This window comes from Corynebacterium sp. LK2590, assembly GCF_040946105.1.
Classification (GTDB): domain Bacteria; phylum Actinomycetota; class Actinomycetes; order Mycobacteriales; family Mycobacteriaceae; genus Corynebacterium.
The window spans coordinates 1-12,655 of sequence record NZ_JAYWMH010000004.1; the positions used below are offsets into that span (position 1 = coordinate 1).

A 12,655-nucleotide genomic window follows, 5' to 3' on the forward strand; every position below is an offset into this window, starting at 1 on the left:
GCTGGCCGGGGGTTGGGGGTTGTGGCGGGGACTGGTTAGCGGCGCATGATCTTGGCCGAGACCCAGTTGCCCAGGAACTGGGCGGCCTGGACCAGGACGATGATGATCAGGGTGGCCACGACGGTGACCTGCCACTCGTAGGCGCGGTAGCCGTAGACGATGGCGAAGTCACCCAGGCCGCCGCCGCCGACGTAGCCGGCCATGGCGGACATGTCGACCACGGCGATGAACAGGAAGGTGTAGCCCAGCACCAGCGGGCCGAGGGCCTCCGGGATGATGACGCTGGTGATGATCTTCCAGGGGCTGGCGCCCATCGCGCGGGCGGCCTCGATGACGCCGGGGTCGATGCCCACGAGGTTTTGCTCGACGATGCGGGCCACGGCGAAGGTGGCGGCAAAGGCCATGACGAAGGTGGCGGGCTCGCGGCCGATGGACGAGCCCATCACGGCCACGGTGACCGGTTGCACGAACGCCAGCAAGATGATGAACGGGATGGGCCGGATGATGTTTACCGCGATGTTGAGGATCGTGTAGATAAACCGGTTGGCCAGGATTCCCGACGGGCGGGTGGTGTAGAGGAGGATACCGAGGATAAGGCCCAGGATGCCGCCGATGATCATGGTCAGCGAGACCATGATGAGGGTGTCGACGACCGCCTCCATGAGGGTACCGGACAGGCGGTCCCAGTCCGCGGCGGCCAAGATAGTTGTCGTCATCGCTTGATCTCCTCAATGTCGGTGGTCTGGGACATGGTGTGGTAGAACTCCTCGATGGCCTCGTCAGAGCCGTTGAGGCGGACGGTCATCTTGCCGAAGGAGTGCTGCTGCAAGGTGGTCACGCCGCCGTGGACGATGGAGATGGACACGCCGCGCTCGCGCAGCTGGGCGGCCGCGCCGAAGAAGCCGGAGTTTTCCGTCAGGTTGATGGTGAACAAGCGGCCCTCGTGGGCCAGCAGGTCGTCGGCCTCGACGTGGTCCGGGGTGTTGCGCAGGGAAGTGGACACGAAGCGCTGCGCCACCGGGGTCTGCGGGTTGGAGAAGACCTCGTAGATGGAGCCTTGCTCGACCACGCGGCCCTGCTCCATGACGGCGACCTTATCGGCGATGGAGCGCACGACCTCCATCTCGTGGGTAATGACCACGATGGTGATGCCGAATTTCTGGTTGACCTGGCGCAGCAGCTCGAGGACCTCGTGGGTGGTCTGCGGGTCCAGCGCGGAGGTGGCCTCGTCGGCCAGCAGGAGGCGCGGGTTGGTGGCCAGCGCGCGGGCGATGCCGACGCGCTGCTTCTGCCCGCCGGAGAGCTGCTCCGGGTAGCTCGAGCCCTTGTCGCCCAGGCCGACGAATTCCAGGAGCTCCTGCACGCGGCGCTTGCGCTCGGCCTTGGCCACGCCGGCCAGCTGCAGCGGGTATTCGATGTTGCCGGCGGCCGTGCGGGAGTTGAACAGGTTGAACTGCTGGAAAATCATGCCGATGGAGCGGCGCAGGGAGCGCAGCTTCTTCTCCGACATGCCGGCGATGTTGGTCTCGTCCAGCAACAGCTCGCCCTCGGTCGGGGTGTCGAGCCCGTTGATGAGGCGCACCAGGGTGGACTTGCCGGCGCCGGAGTAGCCGATGATGCCCATGATTTCGCCGGGCTCCACGGTCAGGCTGACATCGTCGAGCGCCCGGGTGGTGGTCTTTTTATGCTCAAAGACCTTGGATACGTGGCGGAACTCGACGCGGGTTCCGGTGGTGGGTGATTCGGTCACTAAAAGCCCCTTGGTTGTTGCGTGTGCAGTAGCGGGTTCATTAAACGTGGTACAACCCCGGCAACGCGGTAGCCAGTGGGCTGGGCGCGTCGGCGGGGTGGAAGGTGCCGGGAGTTAAGTTTAGAGGTCTTCTTCCAGGCGCTTGAGGATGTCCTGCAGTTCCTCCGGGGTGCGCTCCACGGAAACGGAGGTGCCCTTGGAGTCTTCCTGCACGGCTTCCTGGACCTCGGGGGTGTGCCAGATCTTGACGAGCTCCTTGAGGGTCTCGTTGTCGGCGTCCTCCGAGCGCACGGCGAAGACGTTGATGTAGGGCTCGGCCTCCTCGGAGTTCGGGTCGTCCTGGACCACCGCGGTGGTCGGGTCGATGCCGGCGCGCTCCAGGAAGGAGTTGTTGATGACGGCCGGGGTGCCCTCGCTGTAGGCGGAGGTGGTCTGCTCGGCGCCGACCGGGGTGACCTTGACCTTGGAGGCCTTCTCGTCAATGTCGGCCGGGGTCGGGGTAATAAGCCCGTCCTGCTTCAGGGTGACCAGGTCCTGCTGGACCAGCAGGTTGATGGCGCGGCCCTGGTTGGTGGAGTCGTTCGGGATGGCGACGTTTTCGCCCTCGATGCCGTCCAGGGAGTTGTGGTCCTTCCAGAACAGGGCCAGCGGCACGATCTCGGTGGCGGCGATCGGCACCAGGTCGGTGCCGTTGCCCTTGTTGTACTCGGCCAGGAACTTCAGGTGCTGGAAGTTGTTGGTGTCCAGCTCGCCCTGCTCCAGGGCCTGGTTCGGGGTGGTGTAATCCGAGTAATTGACGATATCCAGGTCGAAGCCCTGGTCCTTGGCGGCGGTCTCGAATGCCGCCCAGGCCTTCTTGGAGGCGTCGGTGGTGCCGACGGCGATCTTCGAATCCTTGGTAATTTCCCCGCCCTCGGAGTCGGAGGAGCAGGCAACCAGGCCGGTCGCTGCCACGACGGTGGCGGCGGCTGCGGCAAGTGCGCGACGGATCTGCATGAGAATGGTCCTTTTCTGTGTGACTTTTATAAGGCCGGGCGGTGTCTCGGGGCAGTGCCCGAGCGCCGTCGGCAGGCGTAATAAAGCGGGTTGCGGGGCGCGCAACCTCGATGGGTTATAACCTAACAGTCTGTATACCGCTTTGTCTATTTACTTGCAGATTTTATGCATATTCACAGACTGCTCGGTTTGTAAGGTGCGAGTAATTAGAACACGAGTTCGTATCTTGCTAGGCTGTGCGGCGTGAGATTCAACGGTGGACGGGCGCTGAGCTGGTCGCGGCTGGAGCGGATCCTTTCCGGCCGCCCGGCGCTCACGCCTGTGCCCGTAAACCACAGCGCTGAGCAGGACGTACCGCGGGCTAAGGGGAAATCCGCGGTGCCGTTTGCGGAGCTGCACGCCGTGTCGAGCTATTCCTTCCTGCAGGGCGCCTCCGAGCCGGAGGAGTTGGTCGAACGCGCAGTTGAACTAGGCCTGGAATCCCTGGCGCTGGTGGACAGGGACGGGTTCTACGGCCTGATGAAATTCGCCGAAGCCGCCGCCCGCGCGGGCCTGCCCACGGTCTTCGGCGCCGAGCTGAGCCTGGACGAGGGCGTCCTGACGGTGCTGGCGCGCGGCCCGGAGGGCTACCGGCGCCTGTCGCGGCTTATCGCCCAGGCCAAGATGGCGGCTGGGGAGAAGGGCAAGACCGCCTACCCGCCGCTGGCGCAGGTCGCCCGCGCCCTGGGCGAGGAGGTGGTCTACCTCGCCGACGTGGACTGGGTGGACCGGTTGGAGCAGCTGGTGGGCGCCGCCGGGGCCGACAACGTGGTGCTTGAATACGCCAGCACCATGGTGCCGGCGGACGCGGACCGCCACCGCCGGCTGGATGCCGCCCGGGACGGCTGGGGGCTGCGGGCTATCGCGAGCGCCCGCCCGGCGGCGGCGCGGCGCACCCAGGCCCGCCTGGCGGCGGCGAAAAACGCCTTGGCCCACCGGCAGTCCCTGCAGCAGGCGGACCCGGACCAGCACCCGATGGGGGCGAGCTGGCTGCGCTCCGGCGAGGACATGGCGCGCCTGCTTCCCGGGCGCGAGGATCTGCTGGCCGCCGCGGCCCAGCTGGGGCGCGACTGCAGCTTCCGCTGGGACGTTTTGGTGCCCAACCTGCCGCACTTTGACGTGCCGGACGGGCACACGGAGATGACCTGGCTGCGTACGCTGGTTTACGTGCGGGCGCGCAAGCGCTACGCGAGCCGGCCGGCCGATATCCGCGAGCGCGCGAAAAAACAGATAGAACACGAGCTCGCCGTGGTGGAGCAGCTGGGCTTTCCCGGCTATTTCCTCATCGTCACGGACCTGGTGGATTTCTGCCGCCGGGAAAACATCCTGTGCCAGGGCCGCGGCTCCGCCGCCAACTCCGCGGTCTGCTTCGCTCTCGGCATCACGAACGCGGAGCCCATCTCCGCGGGCCTGCTCTTCGAGCGCTTCTTGTCCCCGGACCGGGACGGCCCGCCGGATATCGACGTTGATATTGAGTCCGGCCGCCGCGAGGAGGTCATCCAGTACGTCTACTCCGCCTACGGGCGCCAGCAGGCCGCGCAGGTGGCCAACGTCAACACCTACCGCCGCAAGGGTGCGACCCGGGACGCCGCCCGCGCCCTGGGCTACCCGCAGGGCAGCGCGGACGCCTGGTCGAAGGGCACCGACGAGCCCCCGGCGGACGTGGTCGCACTCGCCGAGGAATTCCTGGGCCAGCCGCGGCACCTGGGCATCCACTCCGGCGGGATGGTGCTGTGCGATAGGCCTATCGCGGACGTGGTGCCCATGGAGTGGGCGCGGATGGAGGGTCGCTCGGTGCTGCAGTGGGACAAGGACGACTGCGCGGCCGCCGGCCTGGTCAAATTCGACCTGCTGGGGCTGGGCATGCTGGAGGCCCTGCACCACATGCAGGACCTGGTGGCCGAGTCGACCGGCCGTGAGGTCAACCTCTGGGAGCTAGATCTGGCGGAGGAGGCCGTCTACGACATGCTCTGCCGGGCTGATGCCGTCGGCGTCTTCCAGGTCGAGTCCCGTGCGCAGCTGGCCACCCTGCCGCGGCTGAAGCCCCGCGTCTTCTTCGACCTGGTCGTCGAGGTCGCCCTCATCCGCCCGGGCCCCATCCAGGGCGGGTCCGTGCACCCGTACCTGCGCCGCCGCGACGGGCTGGAGGAGGTCACCTACGATCACCCGGTGCTGGAAAAGTCCCTGGGCAAGACGCTGGGGATCCCGCTGTTCCAGGAACAACTGATGCAGATTGCCGTCGATGCCGCCGGTTTTACCGGCGCCCAGGCCGACGATCTGCGCCGCGCGATGGGCTCGAAGCGCTCGCCGGAGAAGATGGCCGCGCTGAAAGACCAGTTCTTCGCCGGCCTGGCCGCCACCCACGGGATCACCGGGGAGACGGCGGACAAGCTCTGGAACAAGATCGTGGCGTTTGCCGCCTACGGCTTCCCGGAGTCGCACTCCCAGTCCTTTGCCTCCTTGGTGTATTTCTCCGCCTGGTTCAAGCACCACTACCCGGCGCAGTTCTGCGTGGGCCTGCTGCGCGCCCAGCCGATGGGCTTTTATTCCCCGCAGTCGCTCATCCAGGACGCCCGCCGCCACGGCGTGCCGGTGCGCCCGGTCAGCATCAACGCCTCCGGCAAGGAGTCGAGCGTGGAGACCTGCGAGCCCACCCCACCCCGGCCGGGCGGCCCACCTGGTCCCATGGCCATCCGCCTAGGGCTGGGTTTGGTCAAGGGCTTGGGCGACAAGGCGGCCGAGCGGGTGGAGGCCAACGCGCCGTACACGGACATCCCGGACCTGTCGCGCCGGGCGGGGCTAAAGGTCGCCCAGGTCGAGGCCCTGGCCGAGGCCGGCGCCCTGGACTGTCTGGGGCTAAGCCGCCGGCAGGCGCTGTGGCAGGCCGGGGTGGCGGCCACCGAGCGCGCCGGCATGCTGCCCGGCATGTCCGCCATTTCCGCGCCGGCCCTGCCCGGCATGTCCTCATTCGAGCTGCTGGCCCAAGACATCGCTGCCACCGGGGTCAGCCACGACCGGCAGCCGATGTCCGCGGTGCGCGGGGCCCTGGATGCCGCCGGCATCCTGCGGGCGCGCGACCTGGCCGCGGTTCCGGACGGCACCCGCGTGCGCCTGGCCGGGATCATCACGCACCGGCAGCGCCCACAGACGGCCGCCGGCCTCATCTTCTTAGGGATGGAGGATGAGACGGGGCTGATGAACGTGATGGTCTCGCCCGGGCTGTGGAAGCGGCAGAAGGTGCTGGCGCGCACGGCCAAGGCGCTGGTCATCCGGGGTATTGTCCAGAACGCCACGGGCGCGGTCAGCGTGGTGGCGGACAAGCTCGAGCCGCTGGATATCGGAGAGTATTTCAGCCGCGGCTCGCGGGACTTCCGCTAGGCGGGCGCCAGCCGCCGGAGGCGCCGGGGAGGGCCCGGCTAGATCCGCTGGTAGAGCTCGCTGGACAGCGGGGTGAACTCGGTGCGGGAGAAGACGGCCTCGACGGGCAGGTCGAAAAACTCGCAGATGCTAAAGGCCAGGTCCAGGCTGGGCGAGTGGTCGCCGCGCTCGAGCGCCCCGATGGACTGGGGGTTCACATCCACGGCCGCGGCCAGCTCGGCGCGGGAGACGCCGCGCTCGACGCGAAGCAGGCGCACGCGGTTGTAGATGGGGCGGCGCGGCTTCTTCTTCGGGGACATGCAAGAAATTATTATATAAACATAACGGCTAGTCAAGGTGTAGTTTTCCGGCGCGCGGCACCCGCCCGGGCGTAGCACCGCGGCTATCACCCGGCAGTCGCGCCCAGGATTGTTAGGCTAAAGCGCATGAACGCTGTCGCCTCGCCGGAGCTCAACCCGGTCTCCCAAGCCTTGGTCAAGGCCCGCTATATCAATGCCGCGATCTGGCTGATAGCCCTGGCCCTGGGCGTAGGCGCCCTGGGATTTTTCTGGGCCAGCTGGTGGTACTGGGGCCTTATCGTCATCGCCGCATTCGGCGCGTGGCTGGCCTGGCTCATCCCCGCCCAGGTGCGCAACATGGGCTGGCTGGAAACCGACGACGAGCTGCTCATTACCCGCGGCAAGCTGTGGCACACCTTCACCGTGGTGCCCTACGGGCGCATCCAGTTCGTGGACGTGTCCGCCGGGCCCATCCAGCGCTGGCTGGGCATTAAGAAACTGCAGCTGCACACGGCCTCGGCGACCACGGACGCGACCGTCAAGGGCCTGCCGGCCCAGACCGCGGACCAGCTGCGCGAGCGCCTGGCCGTCAAGACCCGGGAGAGGATGAGCGGGCTGTGAGCAAACACCGCCGCGGCCCGGACAACGCGGCCGTCGACGCCGACGGCTTCCACCGCGTGCACCGGCTCACGCCGCTGCTGCAGTTCTGGTCGGTCATCCTGGCCATCCTGGCCATCGGGGTGGTCAACATCAACCTCGAGGTCCTAGGGGATGCCGCGCGCTTCATCGCCGACGGCCACTGGGGTCGCGGCCTGCGGGACGCCGCCTGGACCGCAGCCGCCTTCCTCGGCGTCTGCCTGGCCATCTGGTTCCTCTCCGCCATCTGGTGGCGGCGGCTGGGCTACCGGCTGGGCACGGACGAGCTGGCCCTGCGGCGCGGGGTGTTATCCACCCAGCTGCGCACCGCCCGCTACGACCGCATCCAGGCCGTCGACGTCATCGAGCCGGTCATCGCCCGGATTTTCGGCGTGGCCGCCGTCCGCGTCGAGACCGCCGGCGGGGCGTCCTCCCACATCCAGATCGCCTACCTGAAAAAGCCCGCGGCCACCCAGCTGCGCGAGGAGATCCTCACCCGCACCAGCGGCCGCCGCCCACCCACCGGCGCGGAGCCAGCTGCCGCTAACGATGCCGCCGGCAGCGACACCGGCAGCGGCACCGGCAGCGACACCGGCCACCAGGAGGTGGTCATCCCGCCTATCCCGACGCGGCGCAGCCTGCTGGGCGCGGCCCTGCGGGTGAGCACGTTGCTGGTGGTGGCGATTGCTGCGGTCTTGATCCTCACACCGGTGCCGACTACCACCGTGGTGCCGATCCTGGTGGGCCTGGTGCCCAACGTCTGGGGGCTCATTGACACCTCGTGGCGGTTTAGCTCCCGCCTGGATGAGGACGACTCCGGCCGCGCGCTGCTCATCATCAACTACGGCCTGGCCGACCGGCGCCACCAGTCGGTGCGACTGGATCGCATCCACGCCGTCCAGGTCCGCCAGCCGCTGCTGTGGCGCCTGACCAAGTGGTGGGAGGTCCGCGTCTCCGTGGCCGGCTACGGCTCCGCCGCGGGCAAGGGCTCGGGCACTACCCGGGTGCTGCCCGTCGGCAGCCGGGAGCAGGCCCTCCGCCTGCTGGAGCTGCTCAGCCCCCTGGACAAGAAGGAGATCGACCGCTACGCCCAACCGGAGGGCGCCCGTGAGCCGACCTATTCCTCGCCGCGCCGGGCCTGGTGGGTCTCGCCGCTGGATTCCCACCGGCAGGCCGTGACCCTGGTGGGCGATAACAGCATCACCCACGCCGGGCTGCTCAACCGCCGGGTCAGCGTGATTGCCAACAGCCACATCCAGGAGCTGGCCTATACCGCCGGCCCGATTGCCCAGCTGTGCCGGCTGGCCACCGTCCGCTACGAACTGGTCGCCGGGCCGGTGCGCATGGCCGGCAGCGACCTGGATCCGGCCGACGCCGCCGCCTTGCTAAGCCACCTGCGCGCCCGGCGCCTGCCGGCGGCCCCGAGCGCCCACGCCACAGACGATCCGGACCCGGCCTAGACCGCGCCGTTAAAGCCCAGCTGGCGCCAGGCCTCGAACACGGCCGTCGATGCCGCATTCGACAGGTTCATCGAGCGCCGCGCCGGCACCATGGGGATACGCACCTGCTCGGTGATCCGCTCGTGGGCGAGGTGCTCGGCCGGCAGGCCGGTCGGCTCCGTGCCGAAGAGCAGTACGTCACCTTCCTGGTACTCGATATCGGTAAACCACTTGTCCGTGTGGGTGGTAAACGCGAAGACCCGCGCGCCGGGCAGGGCATCCATGCAGGCCTGGAAGTTGGGGTGGATGGTCATATCGGCCAGGTCGTGGTAGTCCAGCCCCGCCCGCTTGAGGTGCTTGTCGTCGAAGTTAAACCCCAGCGGCTCAATGAGGTGCAGGTGCGCGCCCGTGACCGCCGCAGTCCGGATGGCGTTGCCGGTGTTGGTGGGGATCACGGGGTTGTCGAAGACGATGTGCAGGTTGGTCATGGTTTTAGGGTAGTCGGTGAAAGGCAGAGGAAGGAGTCGCACCTCTTGTTCTCCCGCTGCCTTGAGAAACCGGTTTCTCTTATTCGCCGGTCCCGCGATTGTCGCGCTTTTTCCACCTGTGCCTACGCACAAGGAAAAACGGCAGGACCAGAAGGTAATAGAAGGCAAGGAATTGCGCCGAATAGCCCAATAATCCTTCCGAGCTCACCTCGCTCCACGAGACACCTTTTTCGTTGGGTGAAGCTACGCCGCGCCAGCCGGTCACTTGGCTGATGTAGAAACTTGCTACGACCATGGCTGGTAGGACAATAAAAGAGAACCATGCCGGTGGTGCCCACGGTCCACCGTTACTGCTCGTTCTGTGCAGAGCACCGCCGAATCCCATCGAAGAAACCTTTCTACCTACATCTGTTCACTCAAAGCGCAAGACCCTGCGTACAGGGCCAGTTTTGCTGCCCAAGCGACAGGGCCACCAATCGCTGAAATGCCGTAATCAAGAGCTGCGGTAGCGCCGTTCAAGGCAGCAACCTGAGTGATTTTCTCAGCTGCTTGGCTCCATTGTTTATCCTTGAGGAGTCGACCGATGGCTTGTGCGTCTTGGGGAGACATTGGTACGGGAGCGATATTCCAGACCACGCATTCAGCAAAGGAGCCTAAATCTCGGGTGGCAATGTCCGGCTGCTCTGGGTGGCTCTCTTGGGGGAGGGGCGTTTCCATGAACTCCGCTAGTGCATCGGCCTCTTGGGCAGATAATCCGTGTTTAGCGGCGTTTTCGTAATTTGGTTCCCATTGCCCCGTGGGTTGTTCAGAGACTACTTCGGTGAATACTGTTTCGAAACTCTCGGAAAGCTCTCGTGTGAGTTCTGCACTCTTGTCCGAATTAGTGTTGGCAACAGCCGGGGGTGTCTAAACTGGTTGATGTTGATCAGCAGCATGAGCGGAACTGACGGGTAGTAGCGTTACCGTCAGGGCAGCGATTACAGAAGCGAAAATTGGCCTTTTGGGGGGTGGAAGGCGTACCTTTCACCAAATCTCAACCTCTCTAGTTGGTTGCTTTACCTGTCGTAATTGAGCTCCAACGCATTGCTGTGAGTTCGATTGCTCGGAGCAACCAATAGTTTACATAAGAATTCAGCGTTTTCCAGTAGAGAAAAGTCACAATGAGGCCCTGGGGTCGGTGCCTACGCAAGAAACAGTGACGGTTTTGAGCTGCTTTGGGGTTGTTGCTGGGTCTTGGCTTACGCCTGCCACTAGGATATAAGCCATGGCTGCAACCAAACTAGACGGCAAACTGTACCGCGACGAGATTTTTGAAGACCTCAAGCAGCGTGTGGCTGCGCTCAAGGAGAAGGGGATTACTCCGGGCCTGGCCACCGTGCTGGTCGGTGAGGATCCCGGCTCCCAGTCCTATGTGAAGATGAAGCACCGCGACTGCGAGCAGCTGGGGATTAATTCCATCCGCAAGGATCTGCCGGCCGATATCAGCCAGGAGGACCTGGAAGCGGTCATCGATGAGCTGAACGAGGACCCGGCCTGCACCGGCTACATCGTGCAGCTGCCGCTGCCGAAGCACCTGGACGAAAACCGCATCCTCGAGCGCATCGACCCGGACAAGGACGCCGACGGCCTGCACCCGGTGAACCTGGGCAAGCTGGTGCTCAATGAGGACGCGCCGCTGCCGTGCACGCCGAACGGCTGCATCCACCTGCTGCGCCGCTTCGGGGTGGAGCTCGACGGGGCCAAGACCGTGGTCATCGGCCGCGGTGTGACCGTCGGCCGGCCCATCGGCCTGCTGCTGACCCGCCGCAGCGAGAACTCCACCGTGACCCTGTGTCACACCGGCACGAAGGACCTGGCGGCGGAGACCCGCGCGGCGGACGTTGTCATCGCCGCAGCCGGCAAGGCCCACATGCTGACCGCGGACATGATTAAGGAAGGCGCGGCCATCCTGGACGTGGGGGTTTCCCGCGTGGATGGCAAGCTGGCTGGCGACGTTGCTGACGACGTCTGGGATAAGGCCGGATTCGTCTCCCCGAACCCGGGTGGGGTGGGCCCGCTGACCCGCGCGTTCCTGGTGCGCAATATTGTCGAGCGGGCAGAAAAGGCTCATGGCCTCGCCGATTAATAAGGCGCAGGCCGCGTCCGCGCGGCCAGTCGCCGGGCTGGACAAGACCTCGCTGGATAATCCCCACGACCGGCACGTGGCGCCGTCCAAGCTGCCGGCCAAGGTGCAGTGGGCGATGATCGGGGCCTTCGTCGCCGTGGTGGTGCTCTCCGGGGTCTTTGCCCTGCTGGAGCACTGGCGCCGGGCGGCGTTTGCCTTAGGGGCGGCGATGCTCTGGCTGGTGGTCGTGCGCGCGACCTGCGACTCCCGCCGGGTCGGGGTCTTTTCGGTGCGCTCGCGCCGCTTCGACTGCATTTTCAGCGCGGTGGTGGGGGCCGCGCTAGTCTTCTTGGCCGTCTCCGTGGACGCGCTGGGCAGCTAGCGGTTTCAGTTAGATGGCGTAGTCGCCATCGGTCAGCCCGCCCGGCAGGTCGAGGCCGTCCGGGGCCGACAGCGTGAGGAAATTGCGCAGCACGCGGTCCATCTGGCGGGTCTCGGTCAAGAAGGCGTCGTGGCCGACGGGGGAGACGACCTTGGCCATGGCCAGGAGGTTGCCCAGGTTGCGCGAGAGGTGCTCCTGCTGGTGATAGGGGTACAAGATGTCGGTGTCGACGCCGACCACCATCGTCGGCACGGTCGACGAGGCCAGGGCCTTGTTTAAGCCCCCGCGGCCGCGGCCGACGTCGTGGCGGTTTAAGGATTCGGTCAGCGCGACGTAGGAGCCGGCGTCGAAGCGATCGACCAGCTTCTTTCCCTGGTATTCCAGGTAGGAGTTGACCGCGAATCGCTGGTCGCCGGCGCGGTAGGCGCCCAGGGGGTTCTCCCCGCGCTGGGCGGTGGTGCCGAAGCGCTCGTCGATCTCTTGCTCACCGCGGTAGGTCAGGTGCGCGATCCGGCGCGCGGCGGCCAGGCCGGCCTCCGGGGCTACCCCCAGCTCGTAGTAGTCGCCGCCGTGCCACTGCGGGTCGTTTTCGATGGAGGAAATCTGCGCGGACTGGATACCGATCTGCCACCCGGAGGCCCGCGCGGAGACCGCGATGACGCAGGCGGTGGTGAGCGATGCCGGGTACATGAGCGACCACTCCAGGGTCCGCGCCCCGCCCATGGAGCCGCCGATGACGGCGTGGACGGTGCTCAGTCCCAGGGCATCGATCAGCAGCTTTTCGGCCTGGACCTGGTCGCGGATGGACGCGGCCGGGAAGCGCGAGCCCCAGGCGCGGCCGTCCGGGTGCGGCGAGGACGGGCCGGTGGAGCCGCCGCAGCCGCCCAGGACGTTGGTGGCGATAACGCACCAGTGATCCGTGTCCAGCGCCCGGCCCGGGCCGATGAGCTCGCCCCACCAGTCCGTCACGTCCGAATCACCAGTCAGGGCGTGCTCGACGATGAGCACGTTGTTCACGCCGGCCGGATCCCCGCGGAAGCTGCCCCAGCGCTGGTAGGCGATTACCACGTCCGGGATCTCCGCGCCGGCCTCCGTGGTGACCGTTCCCACCGGAACGGTGGTGCGGCGACCGGGCGGGGCGAGGCGGGGAAATTCGGACATAATC

Annotated in this window: 13 protein-coding genes; 5 read left to right on the forward strand and 8 right to left on the reverse strand. The window is 66.5% G+C overall.

Translation table 11 applies throughout. The features are described from left to right. Positions 1–35 precede the first annotated feature (35 nt). From VVR85_RS06040 to VVR85_RS06050, 3 genes are all read right to left on the reverse strand, one after another. The gene (locus VVR85_RS06040) at positions 36–716 is read right to left on the reverse strand and encodes a methionine ABC transporter permease (RefSeq protein WP_296202927.1); all 681 of its coding nucleotides are present in this window, start codon (positions 714–716) and stop codon (positions 36–38) included. Next, positions 713–1,750, reverse strand: coding sequence for a methionine ABC transporter ATP-binding protein (locus tag VVR85_RS06045; RefSeq protein ID WP_368520046.1), 1,038 nt, complete (start codon positions 1,748–1,750; stop codon positions 713–715). The genes VVR85_RS06040 and VVR85_RS06045 overlap by 4 nt, the downstream gene beginning before the upstream one ends. Before the next feature lie 120 nt (positions 1,751–1,870). Next, positions 1,871–2,746, reverse strand: a complete 876-nt coding sequence (locus VVR85_RS06050) for a MetQ/NlpA family ABC transporter substrate-binding protein (protein WP_368520047.1) — start codon at positions 2,744–2,746, stop codon at positions 1,871–1,873. Positions 2,747–2,989: 243 nt separating this feature from the next. Between VVR85_RS06050 and VVR85_RS06055 the strand changes: the two genes are divergently transcribed. Next, a complete protein-coding gene (locus VVR85_RS06055) occupies positions 2,990–6,163 on the forward strand; it encodes an error-prone DNA polymerase (RefSeq protein ID WP_368520048.1) in 3,174 nt (1,057 codons plus the stop codon). A gap of 38 nt (positions 6,164–6,201) precedes the next feature. Here the strand turns inward: VVR85_RS06055 and VVR85_RS06060 are convergent, their stop codons facing one another. Next, positions 6,202–6,462, reverse strand: coding sequence for a helix-turn-helix transcriptional regulator (locus tag VVR85_RS06060; RefSeq protein WP_368520049.1), 261 nt, complete (start codon positions 6,460–6,462; stop codon positions 6,202–6,204). 126 nt (positions 6,463–6,588) lie between these two features. Between VVR85_RS06060 and VVR85_RS06065 the strand changes: the two genes are divergently transcribed. Beyond that, positions 6,589–7,062 carry a PH domain-containing protein gene (locus VVR85_RS06065; protein ID WP_368520050.1) on the forward strand — a complete coding sequence of 158 codons (474 nt, stop codon included), beginning with the start codon at positions 6,589–6,591 and terminating at the stop codon, positions 7,060–7,062. Then, the gene (locus VVR85_RS06070; RefSeq protein ID WP_368520051.1) at positions 7,059–8,537 is read left to right on the forward strand and encodes a PH domain-containing protein; all 1,479 of its coding nucleotides are present in this window, start codon (positions 7,059–7,061) and stop codon (positions 8,535–8,537) included. Before VVR85_RS06065 ends, VVR85_RS06070 begins: the two co-directional genes overlap by 4 nt. On the opposite strand, the gene VVR85_RS06075 is transcribed toward VVR85_RS06070, so the two are convergent. From VVR85_RS06075 to VVR85_RS06085, 3 genes are all read right to left on the reverse strand, one after another. Continuing rightward, the gene (locus VVR85_RS06075) at positions 8,534–9,004 is read right to left on the reverse strand and encodes a tRNA (cytidine(34)-2'-O)-methyltransferase (RefSeq protein ID WP_070769206.1); all 471 of its coding nucleotides are present in this window, start codon (positions 9,002–9,004) and stop codon (positions 8,534–8,536) included. The two genes, VVR85_RS06070 and VVR85_RS06075, sit on opposite strands and share 4 nt — an antisense overlap. 79 nt (positions 9,005–9,083) lie before the next feature. Continuing rightward, positions 9,084–9,299, reverse strand: coding sequence for a cell division protein FtsW (locus tag VVR85_RS06080; RefSeq protein ID WP_368520052.1), 216 nt, complete (start codon positions 9,297–9,299; stop codon positions 9,084–9,086). A 107-nt stretch (positions 9,300–9,406) separates the two neighbouring features. Beyond that, positions 9,407–9,721 carry a hypothetical protein gene (locus VVR85_RS06085; RefSeq protein WP_368520053.1) on the reverse strand — a complete coding sequence of 105 codons (315 nt, stop codon included), beginning with the start codon at positions 9,719–9,721 and terminating at the stop codon, positions 9,407–9,409. 547 nt (positions 9,722–10,268) lie between these two features. Between VVR85_RS06085 and VVR85_RS06090 the strand changes: the two genes are divergently transcribed. Together VVR85_RS06090 and VVR85_RS06095 are read left to right on the forward strand one after the other, a co-directional pair. Next, the gene (locus VVR85_RS06090) at positions 10,269–11,129 is read left to right on the forward strand and encodes a bifunctional methylenetetrahydrofolate dehydrogenase/methenyltetrahydrofolate cyclohydrolase (protein ID WP_368520054.1); all 861 of its coding nucleotides are present in this window, start codon (positions 10,269–10,271) and stop codon (positions 11,127–11,129) included. Then, positions 11,113–11,490 carry a DUF3017 domain-containing protein gene (locus VVR85_RS06095; RefSeq protein ID WP_368520055.1) on the forward strand — a complete coding sequence of 126 codons (378 nt, stop codon included), beginning with the start codon at positions 11,113–11,115 and terminating at the stop codon, positions 11,488–11,490. The genes VVR85_RS06090 and VVR85_RS06095 overlap by 17 nt, the downstream gene beginning before the upstream one ends. A gap of 9 nt (positions 11,491–11,499) precedes the next feature. Here the strand turns inward: VVR85_RS06095 and VVR85_RS06100 are convergent, their stop codons facing one another. After that, positions 11,500–12,651, reverse strand: coding sequence for a homoserine O-acetyltransferase (locus VVR85_RS06100; protein ID WP_368520056.1), 1,152 nt, complete (start codon positions 12,649–12,651; stop codon positions 11,500–11,502). Between the last annotated feature and the right edge of the window lie 4 nt (positions 12,652–12,655).